This is a genomic window from Labrys sp. HAY1-8F (assembly GCF_056754975.1).
The window spans coordinates 4,683,710-4,702,290 of the sequence record NZ_JBPGWZ010000002.1 but is presented as its reverse complement, the minus strand read 5'-3'; the positions used below and the strand labels follow the sequence as shown (position 1 = coordinate 4,702,290).

The following is an 18,581-nucleotide window of genomic DNA, read 5'->3' as shown; positions in this document are numbered from 1 at the left end:
CCCCTGGTAGGTATATACGAGATGAAATCGGCTCTGCTAGCTTTCCTTTCGCAAAAGCCGAAAAGCAAGAATGAACCGGCCAGATCGAAACGGCTTGGCAGCGACCGAGGGGACAAGCGCGGATGAACGACAGGACCTCGCCCGATATCGAATTTCGCGCCGTCGCCAAGCGCTATGGTGAGGTCACCGCGGTGCATGGCATCGATCTTGCCATCCCCAACGGGGCCTTCGTCGCTTTGCTCGGCCCCTCGGGCTGCGGCAAGACCACCTGCCTGCGCATGATCGGTGGCTTCGAACAGCCAAGCAGCGGCCAGGTGATGATCCGTGGCCAGGACATGGCCGGCACGCCGCCCTATCGCCGCCCGGTCAACATGGTCTTCCAGCAATATGCCCTGTTTCCGCATCTGACCGTCGGCGACAACATCGCCTATGGCCTGCGCCAGGCGCGTCCGCGCCTGGCTGGTTCGGAGATCGCCCGGCGCGTCGACGAGGCCCTCGCCATGGTGCGCCTCTCCGGCTATGGCCGCCGGCGCATCCACGAGCTCTCCGGCGGCCAACAGCAGCGTGTTGCCCTGGCCCGGGCCCTGGTCAACAAGCCCGCCGTACTGCTGCTCGACGAACCGCTCGCCGCCCTCGACAAGAAGCTGCGCACCGAGATGCAGCTCGAACTGCAGAATCTGCAAAGGTCCCTCGGCATCACCTTCGTGCTCGTCACTCATGACCAGGAAGAGGCGCTCTCGATGAGCGATCTCGTCTGCGTGATGAACAAGGGCCGCATCGTCCAGACCGGGGCACCCAGCCAGATCTATGACGATCCGGCCGACCTCTTCGTTGCCGATTTCGTCGGAAAGTCCAATTTCCTCGACGGCAAGGTCGCCGAGGTCGACGGCAAGGCGGCCAGGATCGTGCTCGCCGACGGCACCATGCTCCAGGCGCGCAGCCATGCCCCGCTCCAGCTCGGCCAGGCCGCGCGCATCAGCATCCGTCCCGAAGCCATGCGCCTGGAGGCCGGCGGGGGGCCGAGCCTGCGGGGCACCGTGCACAACCGCATCTTTCTCGGTTCGACCGCCGAATATGCCATCGACGTCAAGGATGTCGGCACGGTGCTGGTCGCCGCCGACCATCTGGCCCATGGCCCCGGCCTCAAGGGGCCGGGCGACAGCGTCTCGATCGGCTTCGCACCGGGAGCGCCGTTGGCCTTCGCCGCCTGAACGACGATAGAGCAAAATGACTTTATCTTCGAATTGTCGTTTTCGCTCTAACTCTTTGTTTTAACGCATTTTCTTAATCGAGAAGTCGATCTAAAAGCCGCGCAAAGCGGCACCACCAGAGGGAAATGAGCCATGTCGAAATCCTATCGCGACGGCCTGCCGATCTCCGCCCAACACTTTGTCGATCAGCTCCTGCGCTACCGGAAGGGCTCGATCAGCCGCCGCCATTTCCTCGGCGCCACCGGCCTCGGTATGGCGATGGCCGTGCTCGGCCGGGAAAACGGCGTCTTGCCCGGTCCCGCCCATGCCGCCGGCGAACTCGGCGACAAGATGTCGATCGCCACTTGGCCCAATTATCACGACCCGCAGACCTTCGTGAACTTCACCAAGGCGACGGGCGTCGCCGTCGAGGTCAACGTCTTCGGTTCCAACGAGGAGATGCTGGCCAAGCTCCAGGCCGGCGCCACCGGCTGGAGCCTGTTCGTGCCGACCAACTACACCATCTCGACCTACAAAAAGCTCGGCCTCATCGACGCCATCGACCTTGCCAAGCTGCCGGCCTATAGCGCCCCCACCGAGGATGCCCGCTTCACCGCGGAGGGCACCATCGACGGCACGGTCTTTGCCGTGCCGAAGAACTGGGGCACCACCGGCTTTGCGGTGAACACCCAGAAGCTCGGCAAGCCGCTGGCAAGCTGGAAGGATTTCTGGGACACCGCCATGGCCGAGGGCTCCAATCGCACCATGGTGCATGACTACCAGCTCACCACCATCGGCAACGCCTTGAAATATTTCGGCTATTCCTTCAATTCGCTGAAGCAGGACGAGCTCGCCAAGGCCGAGGAACTGCTGATCAAGGCTAAGCCCCATCTCTATGCAGTGTCCTCCGACTATCAGCCGCCGATGCGCGCCAACGATGCCTGGATGACGATGTGCTGGACCAATGACGGAGCCCAGCTCAACCGCGACTTGCCCCACATCAAATATATCCTCGGCAAGGAAGGCGGCGAGATCTGGACCGACTTCTACGCCATTCCCAAGGACGCGCCCAACAAGCCGGCCGGCTACGCCCTGCTCAATTATCTGATGACGCCGGAAAATGCCGTGAAGGAGCACATCGCCAATGGCGCGCCCTGCACGGATTCGCGTGTCAACGCCCTGCTGCCCAAGGAATTCCTTGCCAATCCCATCCTCTATCCGGCCGCCGACCTGCTGAAGCCTCTGGAATTCGGGGCGGCGGCGACACTGACCGATCCGAACCGGGCCGAGCTGATGGCCCGTTTCAAATCGGCCTGAGCGCCCCCTGGTGATCGCTGGAGACAAGGCCGCTCCGTCATTCCCGGCCGAGCACAGCGAGGGGAAGGGAATCCAGGGGCAGCACGACGCCCCTGGCCCTGGATTCCCTTTCCGCCACCTGCGGCGGCGCCGTGAATGACAACATCCTCACACCGAGCGCATTTTGCCAACAATGCAGCTCGCCCTTCTACCGGAACAGAATTCGTGGCCTCCTCCCGCGCCCGCCGCACACTCGTGACGACCCTGCTGCTCGCCCCGGCGAGCGCCTGGCTCGTGGTCTTCCTGGTACTGCCCTTCATCGCCGTGCTCGTCTTCAGCGTCGGCGAGCGGGCGCCGGAGGGCGGCTACCAGGCCGCGTTCTCTTTTGCGCAATATGCCAATCTCGGCGCACGCTCCACTGCCTTCTGGAACACCGCGATCCTGGCGCCGGCCGGTGCCTTCGCCTGCCTGCTGGTGGCCTATCCCGTCGCCTATTACCTCGCCGTCAAAGCGCCGCCACGCTGGCGCCTGATCCTGTTGGCGCTGGTGGTCATCCCGTTCTGGACCAGCCTGCTGATGCGCAGCTATGCCTGGATGTACATCCTCGGCTCGCGCGGCATCCCGGCCTTGCTCGATCTCGTCGGCATTGCCGATATCCGGCTCCTCAACACGCCGGGCTCGGTGCTGGTCGGCATCGTCTACGGCTACCTGCCGCTGATGATCCTGCCGATCTACGTCAGCCTCGAGCGGCTCGACCGCCGCCTGCTCGAAGCCTCGGCCGACCTCGGCGCCAGGCCCGTCTCGACCTTCCTCGGCGTGACGCTGCCGTTGTCCCTGCCCGGAGTGATGACCGGCTTCAGCCTGGTGATGATCCTGCTGCTCGGCGAATATCTGATCCCGACCTTGCTCGGCGGCGGCAAGGTCTTCTTCATCGGCAATGCCCTGGTCGACCTCTTCCTGCAATCGCGCAACTGGCCGTTCGGCTCCGCCATCGCCGTAACGCTGGTGGTCGCCTCGGTCGTGGTGCTCATGATCGCCAACCGCATCACGGCACGCGTATCGGGCGCCCGGCAGGTGGACCTGATCTGATGAGAGCCTTCGTCGCCGCCGTCTTCGCCTTTCTCTATCTGCCGATCGGGCTCCTCGTCCTGTTCTCCTTCAACGCCGGCCGCAACGCCAGCGAGATCGTCGGCTTTTCGACGAAGTGGTACGGCACCGCCCTCGCCAATCCCTTCCTGATGGAAGCCCTGCGCAACAGCCTGATCGTCGCTTCCAGCAGTGCGCTGCTGGCGGCGGTGTTCGGCACGATGGCGGCCCTCGGCCTGTCGCGCGTCGGCACGCGAACCCGCCTCGTCTTCGATGCTCTTTTTGGCGCCGCCATCGTGGTGCCTGGCGTGGTCATCGGCATCGCCACGCTGGTGGCGCTGGTGCAGGTTTTCGCCTTCGCCAATCCACTGCTCGCGGCGGTCTGGCCGGGCGATGCCCCACCCAGACTCGGCCTCGGCTATGGCTCGATCATCGCCGCGCACGGCCTGTTCTCGATGGCGCTGGTCACCATGATCGTACGCGCGCGCCTCGGCAGCCTGAGCCGCGACCTGGTCGAGGCGTCGAGCGATCTTTACGCCACGCCCTTCACCACCTTCCGCTCCATCGTGCTGCCGCAGATCTTCCCGGCCATCCTGGCGGGATTCCTGCTGTCCTTCACTTTCTCTTTCGACGATTTCATCGTGGCCTTCTTCGTCGCGGGCCCGCAGACCACCCTGCCCATTTATGTGTTCGCCTCGATCCGCCGCGGCGTCACGCCCGAGATCAACGCCATCGCCACGCTGGTGCTGGTCGCCTCGGTGCTGATGGTGCTGCTCGCCCAGTTCCTGCTGCGCAAGCGCCAATAGCGCCCTGCTCCCCATCATCGAGTGAATGACCATGATCCTGGAAAGCCGCATCGCCGTCGTCACCGGTTCGGGCTCGGGTATCGGCCAGGCCGGTGCCCTTGCCATGGCGCGCGAAGGAGCCGTCGTGATCGTCGCCGACCGGGACGCCGCCGCCGGCGAGGCGACCGCCGACAGGATCCGCACGCAGGGAGGCCGTGCCGAGGCTGTAGCCACCGATGTGGCTGACGATGCGGCCGTCGAGCATCTCGTTCGCAGCACGCTCGATCGCCATGGCCGCATCGACATCCTGCACAATCATGCCGGCATCCAGATCGGCGGGCCGCTCACCGATGTCAGCCTCGATGGGTTCGACGCCTCCTGGCGCATCAATGTCCGCGCCCATTTCCTTGCGGCCCGGCTCGCCATGCCGGCGATGATCGCGGCTGGCGGTGGCGTCATCCTCAACACCGCCTCCAATTCCGGCATGTTCTACGACCGGGAGATGATCGCCTATGCCACCTCCAAGCACGCCGTGGTGGCGATGACCCGCCAGATGGCCCTCGACTATGCCCGGCACAAGGTGCGCGTGAACGCCCTCTGCCCCGGCTGGGTCGACACCCCCTTCAACGAGCCCTTCATCGCCCAGATGGGCGGCCGTGCCGCCATCGAAGCCTATGTCCGCGAGAAGATCCCGATGGGCCGCTGGGCCACGGCTGAGGAGATCGCCGAGGCCATCCTCTTCCTGGTCTCGGATCGCTCCGCCTTCATGACCGGGCAGGCCCTGGTCGTCGACGGTGGGGAAAGCATCGGCTGAGCCGCCACCGCAAGTTCACCGGTCAGCACCGCCGTTCCGCCGCACTGTCCTGCGCGAAGCCTGCACCACGGGCGGTATGGTCCTGCCTCGCGTTGACCAAAGTGAACGCTCCTGTTTTTCGAGCAAAACATCCCGTCAATATTCGACAGGAAATGTGCCGGTCGACATCTGCAAAAGCGCTTTGAAAAGGCTTGACTCACGCGGCCGGCTGGAGTGCAACTATGTCAATAACATGACAAATCCGTTGCAAATTTTTGGCAAGCGCCCTTTCAAACGCCGTTTGTCTGATAATTTGCCCCAGAGAAATCTCGCTTGTCTGCATCGCGCCGGATGCAACCGTTAGGTCAAATGAGGGGGGTCAACTTGAATAAGAATTTCATCTACGTGATGATCGGCCTTGTACTGGGCATCGCGATCGGTATCGCCTGCTTCTATTCCTTCCCCGACAAGAAAACGGCTGTCTCGGTCGCCGACTACATGTCCCTGGTCAGCGCCGTCTTCCTGCGCCTGATCAAGATGATTATCGGCCCCCTGGTTCTCACGACCCTGATCGTCGGGATCGGCCATATGGGCGATGCCGCGACGCTTGGGCGCGTCGGCGCCAAGACCATGGCCTGGTTCATATCGGCTTCGATCGTGTCGCTGCTGCTCGGCCTGCTGATGGCCAATCTCCTCCAACCCGGTCATGGCATCGTCATCGCCGATCAGGCCGCGAACACTGCCAATCTCTCCTCCGAATCCTTCAGCTTCAAGAACTTCGTCGAACACCTGGTGCCGACCTCGCTGTTCAAATCGCTGGCCGAGGGCGAGATTCTGCAGATCGTGGTGTTCTCGATGTTTGCCGGCGTCGCCATCATGGCCCTGGGCGAGCGCGGCAAGCCACTGATCCAGCTGGCAGACGATATCGCCCATATGATGCTCGTCATCACCGGCTATGTGATGAAAGTGGCCCCCTTCGCCGTATGCGCGGCCGTTGCTTCTGTCATCACCAAGTCCGGGCCGGGCGTTCTCCTCAACTTCGCCAAGTTCCTTGGGGGCTTCTACCTGACTCTGGCCATCTTGTGGGCACTCCTGCTCGGCGTCGGCTATTTCGTGCTCGGCGGACGTATGACCAGCCTTGTCAGCCGCATGCGCGAGCCCTTCCTCCTTGCCTTCTCCACCGCGAGTTCGGAGGCTTCCTATCCGAAGATCCTCGACCAGCTCGAGCGCTTCGGTGTCTCCAAGCGCATCGCCAGCTTCGTGCTGCCCTTGGGCTATTCGTTCAATCTGGACGGCACCATGGCCTACACGACCTTCGCGACATTGTTCATCGCGCAGGCCTATGGCATCGAACTCTCGATTGGTACCCAGTTGACCATCGCTGCCGTGCTGATGCTCACCTCCAAGGGCGTGGCCGGTGTACCGCGTGCCTCGCTGGTGGTGATCCTCGCCACGCTGCAGCAGTTCAAGATTCCGGAGGCCGGCCTGTTCCTGATCATCGGGATCGACCAATTCCTCGACATGGGCCGCAGTGCCACCAATGTGATCGGAAACTCGCTGGCGGCCTCTGCAGTCGCCAAGTTCGAAGGCGATCTCGGCCCGGAGAAGGACGACATCGGCGTGGCCGGTGCCACACCCGCAGGCGCTCACGCCTGAACGCCCGGCGGCGGCATCGGCTGCGATGCCGCCGCCCTCATCGAGCATCGTTTGTGCCGCCAATCGCCTCTTGCGTCGCGGCACGCCGCATGAGGGCGGCGCCGACCGGCGGCCGCCCGGATTTTCGGGAGAGATCCTTGAACAAACTCATTCCGCTCACGTTCGCTATCGTGATGGCGGCAATCGGCATCGCCAGGGCCGAAGACATGATCGGCGAGGACCTGTCGGCCGCGCCCAAGCAGCAATATTTTCCGCTCGAACTGTCCGGCACCCTTTTGAAGGCGAACAGCACTGGTGCCATCACCATCGGCTATCGCGACGCCTCCTTTCCCTTCTCCTTCAAGCGCCCGGACCAGGCCGGACCAGAGGGCTACGCCATCGAGTTGTGCAAGGGCGTGGTGGAGGAGATCTCGCGCGAACTGCACGACAAGCCGGTGCGCATCGACTACAAGCTCGTCACCTCCGATACGCGTATCGAGGCCGTGACATCAGGTGAGGCCGATCTCGAATGCGGCTCGACCACTGCCAATCTCGAGCGCCAGAAGAGCGTCTCCTTTTCGCCGATCACCTATGTGGCCGGCACCAAGCTCCTGGTCAAACGCGATTCCGGCATCCACACCTACAAGGACCTGCACGGCAAGACCCTGGTAGTGACAGCCGGCACCACCAATGAAGCCGCACTGAAGCAGCTCAACGACAAATACAAGCTTGGCATGATCATCGCCTCGGCTCCCGACCACCAGCAGTCTTACGACATGCTGGCGGCAGGCAAAGCCGATGCCTTCGCGACCGATGACGCCCTGCTCTATGGCTTTATCGCCCGCAATCACGCCCAGAAGTCATTGGCCGTCGTCGGGGATTTCATCACCTACGACGCCTATGGCATCATGTTCCGCCGGGAAGATCCGCTGATGGCCGAAGCCGTCAGGCGAGCCTTCGCGACCATGGCCGAACAGGGCAAGCTGGTCAGAACCTATCGCAGATGGTTCCTCCAGCCCACTCCCACGGGGGAGAACCTCAACCTGCCTATCTCCCTGCAGTTGACCGAAGCCTGGCGGGCACTCGGCATCGACGCGTTCTAAGACATCCGCTCTGCGCATGAAGAAACACCCCCGAACCAAGTTCGGGGGTGTTCATATTCACGCCCTCGAGCAAAGCGCGTTCAGACGGAGCATCGCTTTGCTCTCACTCTTTGGTCCGACGCATCCTTGTGATCCCTGGCGATGCCGCCAAGTCGCGAAACGCCTTGGACGAAACGTTCGTTAGCGCCAGCAGACGCGACGGTTCACCCAGCGCCACCCGTAATAGGTGTGCACACGCACGCGCTTCACCCGACAATAGCGGTGTGGACGCGGACGCCAATGCGGGCGGCCGTAGTACGGACGGCCATAATGCGGGCGACCGCGGTGATAGACCTTCTGTGCGGCATCCGGTGCCGGGGCCGACTGTTCGATGGCCTGGATCACGCCGGCATTGGCTGCCGGATGAACCACCGCGGCCTGGACCGACTGCACGGTCATGGCAGCGCCCCCCATGCCGAAAGCCAAGGCGGCCGCTAAAGCGAGTTTGCGAAACATTCGTTCCTCCTGCGATTCAGATCGGCGAAAGCTCGACCCAACCCCGACGGGCCAGCTTACTATGTTACTAACTGCTAGAACCGGGAAGGTTCCAGGGGAGTGGCGACTATCTCTCGCCCCTTCCCGCTTTCACTATCCCATCATCTGCTGAATGCCACTTGATCGACCCGTTCATCCTGCATTCAGCAGATGCCGCAGCCTATCGTCCCGCCGGGATTTCGTGCCTATATGCGGCAAAGGCGGTCATCACCTTCTCGTGAGGACCGCCGCTTCATGCTGCACAGGAAAAGGCGAAGCCGCGTTGACGACACCTGATATCCCGCAATCGGACAATCTGTTGAAGCGAAGTGTCGGCCGGATCCGGCGGTTGCTGCCCGAGAAGTGGAGCCACCCGGCTCCCGTGGTTGCCGTCCTTCCGCTCTCGGGCACCATTGGCACCGGCTCGCGTTTCAGCGCCAGCCTGAACATGACCAAGCTCGACAAGCTCATCGACAGCGCCTTCGCGGTAAAAGGCGCCAAGGCGGTCGCATTGGTGATCAATTCGCCCGGCGGCTCGCCGGCGCAGTCGCATCTGATCATGCGCCGCATCCGGGCCCTTGCCGCCGAGAAGAAGCTGCCGGTCTTCGCTTTCGTCGAGGATGTCGCCGCCTCCGGCGGCTATATGATCGCCTGCGCTGCCGACGAGATCATCGCCGACCCGGCCTCGATCCTCGGCTCCATCGGCGTGGTCTCCGCCTCGTTCGGCTTCGACAAGCTGATCGAGAAAATCGGGGTCGAGCGCCGTGTCCATACGGCCGGGCGCTCCAAGACGATGCTGGACCCCTTCCGCCCCGAAAGACCCGAAGATGTCGAAAGGCTGGCCACCCTGCAGCGCGACATCCACGATATGTTCATCGCCCTGGTGAAGGAGCGCCGAGCCGGCAAGCTCAAGGGCGAAGACGACCAGCTCTTTTCGGGCGAGTTCTGGCTCGCGCCGCAGGCGATCGAGTTCGGCCTTGCCGATGCGATTGGGGACATCCGGTCCGTGATGCGCGCGCGCTACGGCGAAAAGGTGCGCTTCAAGACCGTCTCGGAGTCACGCGGTCTGCTGGGCCGGCGCCTTGGTCTGGGCACCCATTTTTCGGCCGCCGAAAGCGAGCAATTAACCGAAGGCGTACTTGCCGCACTCGAAGGGCGTGCAATTCGTGCCCGTTTCGGTTTATAGTTACGAAATGATGAATGAAGAGGGCCTGCCATGCATCCTGTCGTTCTAGCAGTCGCCAGCCTCGTCGGGACCGTGGTGCTTGTTCGCCTGGTCAAGCGCGAATGGGAGCGAGTGAACAACGAACTCTACAAGCCCCAGCCCGTTCGGCAGGAAGCCATCAACCTGCGCCGCGACCCGCGCAGCGGCGTCTATCGCCCGGATTGAACCGGAGGACGGCAGACCTGGTGCTGCCTCCCGGCATGGCACATACCTATGTGCGGCCGCTCTTAACGCCAAGCCTATCAGACGCGTCGAAGCAGGTTCTTGCGAACCTGCTTCTTTGTTTTGGGACGCTCGATCAATCGAAATTGCGGATGACCCGGCAATGCTTGCGCATCGGCATCGTGCGGTCCTCGATGACGCTGCCGTCATCCAGCACCACCTGGCGCCAGACATTGGTGCAGCGCGTCTGATCGACGAATTTGGTCTGGATGCGAACCACGGGCGGGCGCGGCGGCGGATTGCAGGCGTGGGTGCGGCAGGGCGGCGGGTTCGCGATGATCAAGCGGGCCTCGGGCGAGATGCCACCACCGCCACCGCCACCGCCACCACCGGAAGGACCCGCGCTGGCGCCGCGACCGCCGCCGTTCCCACCGTTGCCGCCCGCACCGGGGCCGGTGGATGCGGCAAAGGAGGTGATGATGGAGCCGGCCACCGAGCCGAAGATCAAGGCTGCGATGAGACCGGTACGAAGAAGGGATTGCCTGGACATATTACTCTCCTGGGATTTGGTTGTACGGGATCGGTTGATGTGTCCCGTTGCATCCCTTGTCTCATGAGAGCTTCCCGGCAGCTGTGCGGACAGGCACAGGATCGCGCGCTGCACAAACAGGTTTCCCCAGTGTCGATCTTGCTCTAAGGGTCGGGCTGACGTCTGTACCGGCGGAAACACCCTCCCCGGCACGGCTTATTACTTTCGAGAACCGAGATGGCCGACGCTACCCCCGCTTATATGCGCCCCGAACGCTCGTTCCAGGGCCTGATCCTGACCCTCCAGCGCTACTGGGCCGATCATGGCTGTGTCGTGCTGCAGCCCTACGACATGGAAGTGGGTGCGGGTACCTTCCATCCGGCCACCACGCTGCGCTCGCTCGGCCCCAAGGCCTGGAATGCCGCCTATGTCCAGCCCTCGCGCCGCCCCAAGGACGGCCGCTATGGCGAAAACCCCAATCGCCTGCAGCATTACTACCAGTTCCAGGTCATCCTCAAGCCGTCGCCGCCGGATCTGCAGGACCTCTATCTCGGCTCGCTCGCCGCCATCGGCGTCGATCCCTTGCTGCACGACATCCGCTTCGTCGAGGACGACTGGGAAAGCCCCACCCTCGGTGCATCGGGTTTGGGCTGGGAATGCTGGTGCGACGGCATGGAAGTGTCGCAGTTCACCTATTTCCAAATCGTGGCTGGTCAAGAGTGTAGTCCCGTCTCCGGGGAACTGACCTACGGCCTCGAGCGCCTGGCCATGTATGTCCAGGGCGTCGAGAACGTCTACGACCTCAACTTCAACGGCCGCGACGGCGCCGAGAAGGTGACCTATGGCGACGTCTTCCTGCAAGCCGAGCAGGAATATTCGCGGCATAATTTCGAGCATGCCGACATCGAGATGCTCAAGCAGCACTTCGCCGATGCCGAAAAGGAGTGCAAGGCCCTGCTCGCGGCCGGCGACAAAGGCGAGCGGCATCAGCTCGCTTTGCCCGCCTATGACCAGTGCATCAAGGCGAGCCACCGCTTCAACCTGCTCGATGCCCGCGGCGCCATCTCGGTGACCGAGCGCCAGAGCTACATCCTGCGCGTGCGCGAGCTCGCCAAGGCCTGCGGCGAGGCCTGGGTCAGGACCGAGGCAGGTGGAGCCTAGCTCTCCCCAACTCTCCCTTGCCCGACACGTCCTCGCCTCCTTCATTCGACCTTCCGGGTCGCCCAACTTCGAAACCGATCCCATGCCCGACCTTCTGCTCGAACTCTTCTCCGAGGAAATCCCCGCCCGCATGCAGGCCAAGGCGGCTGAAGACCTCAAGAAAATGGTGACGGATGCGCTCGTCGAGCGCGGCGTCGTCTATGAGGGCGCCTCGGCCTATGCCACGCCGCGCCGCCTGGCGCTGACCGTGCACGGCCTGCCGATCCGCCAGCCCGATACACGCGAGGAACGCAAGGGTCCCCGGATCGGCGCCCCCGACGGGGCGATCCAGGGCTTCCTGAAGGCCGCCGGTCTCGCCTCGCTCGATCAGGCACGCATCGAGAGCGATCCGAAGAAGGGTGAGTTCTACGTCGCGGTGGTGGAGAAAGCCGGCCGCGCCGTGCCCGAACTCATCGCCGAGATCGTGCCGGAAGTCGTGCGTAGCTTTCCCTGGCCCAAATCGATGCGCTGGGGGTCGGGAAGCTTGCGCTGGGTGCGCCCGCTGCATTCCATCATCTGCACCTTCGGTCCCGAGACCGAGGACCCGGAGGTGGTGCGCTTCGAGATCGAGGGCGTCGCCGTCGGCGACACCACCAAGGGCCACCGCTTCATGGCGCCGGGCACCATCCAGATCAGGCGCTTCGAAGATTATGTCGCCAAGCTGGAGGCCGCCAAGGTGGTGCTCGATCCGGCCCGCCGGCGCGACATCATCCTCACCGACGCCCGCAACCTCGCTTTCGCCCAGGGGCTGGAACTGGTCGAGGACGATGCGGTGCTGCATGAAGCCGCCGGCCTGGTGGAATGGCCGGTGGTGCTGATGGGCTCCTTTGAGGAGAGCTTCCTCTCCGTGCCGGATGAAGCAATCCAGGCTACCATCCGCGCCAACCAGAAATGCTTCGTGGTGCGTGATCCCAAGACGGGGCGCCTGGCCAACCGCTTCATCCTGATCGCCAATATCGAGGCTGTCGATGGCGGCGAGGCCATCGTCGCCGGCAATGAGCGCGTCATCCGCGCGCGCCTGTCCGACGCCAAATTCTTCTGGGAGACCGACCAGAGGCCGCTGCCCGGCTATGAGGAAGAAGGCAAGCCGCTCGACCAGCGCCTCGCCAAGATCATCGCCTCGAACGTGGTGTTCCACGAGAAGCTCGGCACGCAGGGCCAGCGCATCGATCGCATCGCCGCCCTGGCCAAGGCGCTGGCGCCAGCCGTCGGCGCGGATCCAGCCAAGGCCGAACGCGCCTCAAAGCTGGCAAAAGCGGATCTCGCCACTGAAATGGTCGGGGAATTCCCCGAATTGCAGGGGTTGATGGGCCGCTATTATGCCACCGCCCAGGGCGAGGACGCCGCCATCGCCGCCGCGCTCGAGGATCACTACCGTCCCAAGGGCGCCGGCGACAGTGCGCCGACCGATCCGGTTGCGGTCGCCGTGGCGCTCGCCGACAAGCTCGACACGCTGGTCGGCTTCTGGACCATCGACGAGAAGCCGACCGGCAGCAAGGACCCTTATGCGCTGCGCCGGGCCGCTCTCGGCGTCATCCGCCTGGTCCTCGACAACGAGCTGCGCCTGCCTCTTCTGGCTGTCATCGCCCAGGCGCCCTTCGCCAAGAGCAATGACATCGCCGGCGATCTCCTGGCCTTCTTCGCCGATCGCCTGAAGGTGCAGTTGCGCGAACAGGGCGCACGCCACGACCTCGTCGACGCGGTGTTCGGCCTGGGCGGGCAGGACGATCTCCTGCTCATCGTCCGCCGGGTCGAGGCTCTTGGCCGCTTTCTCGGCAACGAGGACGGCAAGGCACTGCTGGCTGGCGCCAAGCGCGCCGCCAACATCCTGCGCATCGAGGAGAAGAAGGACGGCACCGGCGCCTATTCCGGCGGTGCGGACGCTTCTCTCCTCACCGAGCCGGAGGAGAAAGCCCTGCAGATGGCCTTGCAGACGGCCAAGCAGGCTGTCGCTGCCGCCATTGCCACCGAGGACTATGAAGGCGCCATGACGGCCCTCGCGCAGTTGCGCCGGCCCGTCGACGCCTTCTTCGACAAGATCCTGGTCAATGCCGAGGATGCCGCTCTGCGTCTCAACCGCCTGAAGCTGCTCGAGGAGATCCGGACCGCAACCCGCAGCGTCGCCGACTTCTCGCGCATCGAGGGCTGAAGCGTTTTACGATTTGGCGAAATCGCCAAGAATCGCAAAGACGCTCAAGCCAATCCGTAGGATTGGCTTGGAACCAAAGAGCGAGAGCAAACAAGCGTTTCCGGCTAAACGCGCTTTGCTCTCGTACCGGGCACCCACAAGCCGAATCGACCCGTCATTGCGAGCGCAGCGAAGCAATCCAGGGGCCATAGCCCACGATCTTGCGAAGACTGGATTGCTTCGCTGCGCTCGCAATGACGAATATGCTTGCTATGAAAACACGGACCGAATTGCCGCCAGCAAGTCGATCTTGCACCGTTGCTCACCGGTGCTAACAATAGAAAGCCTTCGCTGGATCCGCGTTTCTTGTCGCCAGGGGCGCCTGTATGACCGTTTCTGACTCCGCCCTACAGCGTCCATCCCCCAATTGGGATGATTATCGTTATGTCCGCGCCGTGGCGGAGACAAAATCCCTGGTGGGTGCGGCAATCGCGCTCGGGGTCAATCATTCCACCGTATTTCGCCGCATCAATGCCGTCGAGGAATTGCTCGGTGCACGCCTGTTCGAGCGAGGGCGCAGCGGCTACGCCCTCACCGCGGCCGGTGAGGAGATGGTGGCCCTCGCCGGCCGCATTGCCGACGACATCAGCGGCTTCGAGCGCCGCGTTGCGGGACGGGACGTCAAGCCGTCGGGGGAACTGCGCGTCACCACCAATGACAGCATCATGGCCCACCTGACGATGCCTGTTTTCACCAGTTTCCTGACCAGCTTTCCCGACATCCGCCTCGACGTCGTGGTCTCCAACCTGCCGCTGAACCTGTCCAAGCGGGACGCCGATGTGGCGATCCGTGCCACCTCCGCGCCGCCGGACACGCTGGTCGGCCGGCGGGTCTGCACTATTGCCTGGGCCATTTACGGCCCGGAGCGGCTGAAGGGAGCCGAACTCACCGACCTTTTCGCCGAGCGCTGGATCGCCACCGGCGAAGGGCTTTCCAACATTCCACCGGCGCGCTGGGTGGAACGCGAAGTGCCGAACGAGCGCATCATCATGCGCCTCAACACCATTGTCGGCGTCGCCGAGGCCCTGCGTTCGGGGTTCGGGGTCGGCCTGCTGCCCTGTTATATCGGCGATACCCTGCCGCTGCCGCGCCTGTCAGAGCCACTGCCGGGTGTCGGCGCCGGCCTATGGCTCCTGACCCATCCCGATCTCAAGCACTCGGCCAAGGTCCGCGCCTTCATGGACCATGGCTGGGAAGCGCTGACGAAGCTGAGGCCCGTGCTGGAGGGAACCGGGGAATCCTGAGCATCCGCCCCGGCTCGTTCGCCGCTTCACCCGTAAAGCCGGAGGGTTATTCGCTCTCCCGCTACACCGCCAGCCCTGCCCGCCTGCCTGCGCCCCGATAGGCCAGCATTGCCATCATCAAGGCCATGGCGGCCAGGATCGCGCCGATGCCCGGCAGAGAGCTGATCGGCACCCGTTCCACCGCGACGCCGCCCAGGGCCGTGCCGAGGCCGACGCCGATATGCATGGCGGAAAGATTGAGGCTCACCCCCGCTTCGGCGGTATCCGGCCCCATCGCGATCAGGAAGCTCTGCACCGCTGGCGAGATCATCCAGCTCAGGCAGGCCCAGACCATCATCACCGGAAAGAAGGACAGGCTCGTGCCGGCCGCGAGCGGGATCAGCATGAGCGCTGTGAGATAGCCCAGCGGCACCAGCACGATCGCCCGGCGCGGCGTGAGCTTGTCGGCGGTGAGGCCGCCGAGATAGCCACCCGACACACCGGCAACGCCGAAAGCGATGAAGGCCAGCACGATCCCGGTTCCGGCGATGCCGAGAACACCACCGAGATAGGGAGCCAGATAGGCAAACAGCACGAAATGGCCGGAGATCATCAGGATCGACACCAGCTGTGCGCAGACCAGGGGGCGCGATCGCAAATGGACGAGGTAATCGGGCGTGCCCTGCCGGCGGGCCCCGACATCGGGCAGCTTCAGGCGGCAGACGATCAGGACGACGACCGCCAGGGCGGCGAGCGCCAGGAACACGCTGCGCCAACCCGCCAGCGAGCAGACGAGCATGCCGATCGGCACACCGAGCACCAGTGAGCCGCTGACCCCCATGAAGATCACGCCGATCGCCCGGCCTTTCATGCTCTCGTCGACGAGTTCGGTGGCCAGCATGGTCGCCAGCAGGGCGATGGTGGCGCTCGCCGCCGCCATGCCGACGCGGGCGACGAACAACACGCCGTAGCCGGGGCTGGCTGCGGCGAGGAGGTTGCAAAGGACGAAGGCCGCGAGGGCCGCGACAAAGGCGGCCTTGCGCTCCAAACGCGCGGTCAACAGCAGGGCGGCAGGAGCTGCGAGCGCAAACGTGATCGAAAAGACTGCCGTGAGCTGGCCGGCAAGGCCGATGGAAACACCGAGCCCGCCGGCAATGTCGGGCAGGATGCCGATGACGATGTTCTCGGCGGTGCCGGTGACGAAAGTAGCGAGTACGAGGAGTAGGACGCGGCGATCCATCTGGTCTTCCCGATCATGAGACCTCACGTCCGGGATCGGGATGGTTCCGACGATCCGCCTGGTGAGGCCAAGGATGTCGGGTTTCGAGGCAGCGCTTCGGTTATCCCTTTAAAGCCCTGAATAGCAGGAAATCGGCACCATTGGAACAATCGTCCGGCTAGGCGGCATCAAGCTGCCGCCCGTCCAGCGCCGACATTGGCCAACCCGATCGCGCCGAGAATGATGCCGACACCGGCCCATTGCGAGGGCAGGAAGGCCTCGTGCAGCATCAGGCCGGCCATGACGACCGCCACCGGCAGCTCCACGGAGGAGAGCATCGCCGCAAGGCCGACGCCGGTGGCTGGAATACCCTTGTTGAACAGGAAGGGCGGCAGCACCGTGCCGAACAGGGCGATGACGAGGCCCCAGCCCCAGATGATGCTCGGATCGAACCGTACCGAGAGTTGCGGCAGCGCGATGAGCACCGCGACCACCGCGCCACCGAACACCATCAGGAAGCTCCGGCTGATCACGTCGACATGGACGGCCACGTGATTGGAGCACCAGATCACGGCCGTATAGCTCACGGCCGCCATCAGGCCAAAGGTGATGCCGAGGACACTCAGATGGTCTGTATCCCGGAGGAGATTGGTTGCCAGCACGGTGCCGAGCAGCACCAATGCGGATGATGCCAGCTTGATCGGCGACGGCCAGGACCGGGTCAGTACGGCATCGAGCGCCACGCCCATCCACACGCTCTGCATCAACAGCACGATCGCGGCCGAGACCGAGGTATAGGCAACCGACAGGTAATAGAATGAGCCGGTGAAGCCGATGCTGGCACCGCCGGCGATCAATTTGAGCCGATCGGACCAACGCACCGGCATTGCGCCTGATCTTGACGGCCGCATCTGGCTGGCCAGCTTGATCAGGCCGAGGGCGATGGCCCCGATGACGAACTGCGTGCCGATGACCTCGCCCGGCGAATAGCCCTGGCCGTAGGCGAGCTTCACGCAGGTCGATTGCAGCCCATAGCAGGAGGCCCCGATCAGCACGAGGACGATGCCCAGAATAAGATCCTTGCGCATGGCAGCCTTGGCATGAGGAAGAGGAACGCCCACTGAGGAGGCGCCCTGCAAACGGAGGGGCCCAGCCGGCCCGGTCCCCCTGCGGTTTGCTTAAGAAAGAAACGCAGCTTTTTGTCATGCCCGGGCCTCGACCCGGGCATCCAGCGGTTCGGCGCCTGAAGCTGGGTTGCCGGGTCAAGCCCGGCAATGACAAAGGTCGTGCAAGCTATACCGCATCGGACCTTTGCCGAACCGTCAGCCGATCTCCACCACGACCCGGCCGCGCACCTTGCCTTCCAGAATGTTGGCGGCGGTTTCGCGGACCTCGTCGAAGGGGATCGAACTCGTCATCGCATCGAGCTTGTCGCGGTCGAGTTCGTTGGCGAGGCGGCGCCAGGCCTCCTGGCGGACGACCTGGGGGCATTGCACCGAATCGATGCCGAGCAGCGAGACCCCGCGCAGGATGAAGGGCATCACGCTGGACGGCAGGTCGGCCCCGCCGGCAAGGCCGCAGGCGGCGACGGCGCCGCCATATTTGATCTGCGACAGCACATTGGCGAGGGTGAGCGAGCCGACCGTATCGACCGCGCCGGCAAAGCGCTCCTTCCCGAGGGGGCGCGCGGGCCCGGTCAGCTCGGCACGATCGATCACCTCGGCGGCACCGAGATTCTTGAGATAGTCGGCTTCTTCAGGCCGCCCGGTGGAGGCAATCACACTGTAGCCGGCCCGAGCCAGCAAAGCGACTGCCGTGGAACCCACGCCGCCGGCAGCCCCGGTCACCAGCACCGGCCCGCGCGAAGGCGTGATGGCATGAGCCTCCAGCGCCATCAGGCTGAGCATGGCGGTGTAGCCGGCGGTGCCAACAGCCATCGCCTGCGCATGGGTCATGCCATAGGGCACCCGTACCAGCCACTCACCCTTGACGCGGGCCCGCTCGGCATAACCGCCGAGATGGGTCTCGCCCACGCCCCAGCCATTGAGGATGACATGGTCGCCGGGATCCCAGTCCTTGCTGGAAGTGGCGATCACCTCGCCGGCGAAATCGACCCCCGGAATCATCGGAAAGCGCCGTACCACCGGTCCCTTGCCGGTAATGGCGAGGCCATCCTTGTAGTTGACGGTCGAGTGGGTGACGCGCACTGTGACATCGCCGTCCATGAGATCGCGCTCGTCGAACTCGGCGAAGTTGCAGGCATAGCCGCTATCGGGCTTGGTGACGACGAGAGCCTTGAAAGTCGACATGCACGCTCCTGCAATTGGTATACTGGCGTTTTCGAGGCCCGGGCCGGTTAAGGCAAGGGGAAAAATGGCCGCAGAGCCTTGCTGGGACCGCTGGCTTCCAGCCGGCTCCTGGAAACGCAACCCTG

The 18,581-nt window shown here is 64.0% G+C and carries 17 protein-coding genes; 12 read left to right on the top strand and 5 right to left on the bottom strand.

What is annotated here, in order from left to right:
* Positions 1 to 122 precede the first annotated feature (122 nt).
* The 7 genes from ACR9ZN_RS30725 to ACR9ZN_RS30695 all read left to right on the top strand — a co-directional run bounded on the left by ACR9ZN_RS30725 (position 123) and on the right by ACR9ZN_RS30695 (position 7,888).
* Positions 123 to 1,211 (top strand): ABC transporter ATP-binding protein, encoded by a 1,089-nt coding sequence (locus tag ACR9ZN_RS30725; protein ID WP_481274012.1) that lies wholly within the window; start codon positions 123 to 125, stop codon positions 1,209 to 1,211.
* 132 nt (positions 1,212 to 1,343) lie between these two features.
* Complete coding sequence (locus ACR9ZN_RS30720; protein WP_454813140.1) at positions 1,344 to 2,507, top strand: ABC transporter substrate-binding protein; 1,164 nt, start codon at positions 1,344 to 1,346, stop codon at positions 2,505 to 2,507.
* Positions 2,508 to 2,711: 204 nt separating this feature from the next.
* Positions 2,712 to 3,575 carry an ABC transporter permease gene (locus ACR9ZN_RS30715; RefSeq protein ID WP_454813139.1) on the top strand — a complete coding sequence of 288 codons (864 nt, stop codon included), beginning with the start codon at positions 2,712 to 2,714 and terminating at the stop codon, positions 3,573 to 3,575.
* On the top strand, positions 3,575 to 4,378 hold the full coding sequence (locus ACR9ZN_RS30710) for an ABC transporter permease (protein ID WP_454813138.1): 804 nt from the start codon (positions 3,575 to 3,577) through the stop codon (positions 4,376 to 4,378). Before ACR9ZN_RS30715 ends, ACR9ZN_RS30710 begins: the two co-directional genes overlap by 1 nt.
* A 31-nt stretch (positions 4,379 to 4,409) precedes the next feature.
* Positions 4,410 to 5,171, top strand: coding sequence for an SDR family NAD(P)-dependent oxidoreductase (locus tag ACR9ZN_RS30705; protein WP_434955390.1), 762 nt, complete (start codon positions 4,410 to 4,412; stop codon positions 5,169 to 5,171).
* A gap of 387 nt (positions 5,172 to 5,558) precedes the next feature.
* Positions 5,559 to 6,806, top strand: a complete 1,248-nt coding sequence (locus tag ACR9ZN_RS30700) for a dicarboxylate/amino acid:cation symporter (RefSeq protein WP_434959603.1) — start codon at positions 5,559 to 5,561, stop codon at positions 6,804 to 6,806.
* 137 nt (positions 6,807 to 6,943) lie between these two features.
* Complete coding sequence (locus ACR9ZN_RS30695) at positions 6,944 to 7,888, top strand: amino acid ABC transporter substrate-binding protein (protein ID WP_454813137.1); 945 nt, start codon at positions 6,944 to 6,946, stop codon at positions 7,886 to 7,888.
* Positions 7,889 to 8,068: 180 nt separating this feature from the next.
* On the opposite strand, the gene ACR9ZN_RS30690 is transcribed toward ACR9ZN_RS30695, so the two are convergent.
* Positions 8,069 to 8,383: a hypothetical protein gene (locus ACR9ZN_RS30690; protein ID WP_454813136.1), complete on the bottom strand. Its 315-nt coding sequence runs from the start codon at positions 8,381 to 8,383 to the stop codon at positions 8,069 to 8,071.
* Positions 8,384 to 8,684: 301 nt separating this feature from the next.
* On the opposite strand from ACR9ZN_RS30690, the gene ACR9ZN_RS30685 reads away from it, so the two are divergent.
* Entirely contained in the window at positions 8,685 to 9,587 is a 903-nt protein-coding gene (locus tag ACR9ZN_RS30685) for a S49 family peptidase (protein WP_481274011.1), read from the top strand.
* A 30-nt stretch (positions 9,588 to 9,617) separates the two neighbouring features.
* The gene (locus tag ACR9ZN_RS30680; protein ID WP_187829741.1) at positions 9,618 to 9,791 is read left to right on the top strand and encodes a hypothetical protein; all 174 of its coding nucleotides are present in this window, start codon (positions 9,618 to 9,620) and stop codon (positions 9,789 to 9,791) included.
* 133 nt (positions 9,792 to 9,924) lie between these two features.
* Here the strand turns inward: ACR9ZN_RS30680 and ACR9ZN_RS30675 are convergent, their stop codons facing one another.
* Positions 9,925 to 10,338, bottom strand: coding sequence for a hypothetical protein (locus ACR9ZN_RS30675; RefSeq protein ID WP_481274010.1), 414 nt, complete (start codon positions 10,336 to 10,338; stop codon positions 9,925 to 9,927).
* A gap of 240 nt (positions 10,339 to 10,578) precedes the next feature.
* Between ACR9ZN_RS30675 and ACR9ZN_RS30670 the strand changes: the two genes are divergently transcribed.
* The 3 genes from ACR9ZN_RS30670 (at position 10,579) to ACR9ZN_RS30660 (ending at position 14,949) form a co-directional block, all read left to right on the top strand.
* Positions 10,579 to 11,478 (top strand): glycine--tRNA ligase subunit alpha, encoded by a 900-nt coding sequence (locus ACR9ZN_RS30670; protein ID WP_481274409.1) that lies wholly within the window; start codon positions 10,579 to 10,581, stop codon positions 11,476 to 11,478.
* An 82-nt stretch (positions 11,479 to 11,560) separates the two neighbouring features.
* Entirely contained in the window at positions 11,561 to 13,666 is a 2,106-nt protein-coding gene (gene glyS, locus ACR9ZN_RS30665) for a glycine--tRNA ligase subunit beta (protein WP_481274009.1), read from the top strand.
* A 365-nt stretch (positions 13,667 to 14,031) separates the two neighbouring features.
* Positions 14,032 to 14,949, top strand: a complete 918-nt coding sequence (locus ACR9ZN_RS30660; protein ID WP_441772773.1) for a LysR family transcriptional regulator — start codon at positions 14,032 to 14,034, stop codon at positions 14,947 to 14,949.
* A gap of 61 nt (positions 14,950 to 15,010) precedes the next feature.
* Here the strand turns inward: ACR9ZN_RS30660 and ACR9ZN_RS30655 are convergent, their stop codons facing one another.
* From ACR9ZN_RS30655 to acuI, 3 genes are all read right to left on the bottom strand, one after another.
* Positions 15,011 to 16,168, bottom strand: coding sequence for an MFS transporter (locus tag ACR9ZN_RS30655; protein ID WP_481274008.1), 1,158 nt, complete (start codon positions 16,166 to 16,168; stop codon positions 15,011 to 15,013).
* A gap of 167 nt (positions 16,169 to 16,335) precedes the next feature.
* Positions 16,336 to 17,235 (bottom strand): EamA family transporter, encoded by a 900-nt coding sequence (locus tag ACR9ZN_RS30650; protein WP_481274007.1) that lies wholly within the window; start codon positions 17,233 to 17,235, stop codon positions 16,336 to 16,338.
* A 234-nt stretch (positions 17,236 to 17,469) separates the two neighbouring features.
* Positions 17,470 to 18,456 (bottom strand): acrylyl-CoA reductase (NADPH), encoded by a 987-nt coding sequence (gene acuI / locus ACR9ZN_RS30645; RefSeq protein ID WP_434955381.1) that lies wholly within the window; start codon positions 18,454 to 18,456, stop codon positions 17,470 to 17,472.
* Between the last annotated feature and the right edge of the window lie 125 nt (positions 18,457 to 18,581).

Coding starts and splice junctions, on each gene's coding strand:
- ACR9ZN_RS30725 (WP_481274012.1), top strand. CDS start 123: ATGAACGACAGGACCTCGCCCGATATCGAATTTCGCGCCGTCGCCAAG.
- ACR9ZN_RS30720 (WP_454813140.1), top strand. CDS start 1,344: ATGTCGAAATCCTATCGCGACGGCCTGCCGATCTCCGCCCAACACTTT.
- ACR9ZN_RS30710 (WP_454813138.1), top strand. CDS start 3,575: ATGAGAGCCTTCGTCGCCGCCGTCTTCGCCTTTCTCTATCTGCCGATC.
- ACR9ZN_RS30705 (WP_434955390.1), top strand. CDS start 4,410: ATGATCCTGGAAAGCCGCATCGCCGTCGTCACCGGTTCGGGCTCGGGT.
- ACR9ZN_RS30700 (WP_434959603.1), top strand. CDS start 5,559: ATGATCGGCCTTGTACTGGGCATCGCGATCGGTATCGCCTGCTTCTAT.
- ACR9ZN_RS30690 (WP_454813136.1), bottom strand. CDS start 8,383: ATGTTTCGCAAACTCGCTTTAGCGGCCGCCTTGGCTTTCGGCATGGGG.
- ACR9ZN_RS30680 (WP_187829741.1), top strand. CDS start 9,618: ATGCATCCTGTCGTTCTAGCAGTCGCCAGCCTCGTCGGGACCGTGGTG.
- ACR9ZN_RS30675 (WP_481274010.1), bottom strand. CDS start 10,338: ATGTCCAGGCAATCCCTTCTTCGTACCGGTCTCATCGCAGCCTTGATC.
- ACR9ZN_RS30670 (WP_481274409.1), top strand. CDS start 10,579: ATGCGCCCCGAACGCTCGTTCCAGGGCCTGATCCTGACCCTCCAGCGC.
- glyS (WP_481274009.1), top strand. CDS start 11,561: ATGCCCGACCTTCTGCTCGAACTCTTCTCCGAGGAAATCCCCGCCCGC.
- ACR9ZN_RS30660 (WP_441772773.1), top strand. CDS start 14,032: ATGACCGTTTCTGACTCCGCCCTACAGCGTCCATCCCCCAATTGGGAT.
- ACR9ZN_RS30655 (WP_481274008.1), bottom strand. CDS start 16,168: ATGGATCGCCGCGTCCTACTCCTCGTACTCGCTACTTTCGTCACCGGC.
- ACR9ZN_RS30650 (WP_481274007.1), bottom strand. CDS start 17,235: ATGCGCAAGGATCTTATTCTGGGCATCGTCCTCGTGCTGATCGGGGCC.
- acuI (WP_434955381.1), bottom strand. CDS start 18,456: ATGTCGACTTTCAAGGCTCTCGTCGTCACCAAGCCCGATAGCGGCTAT.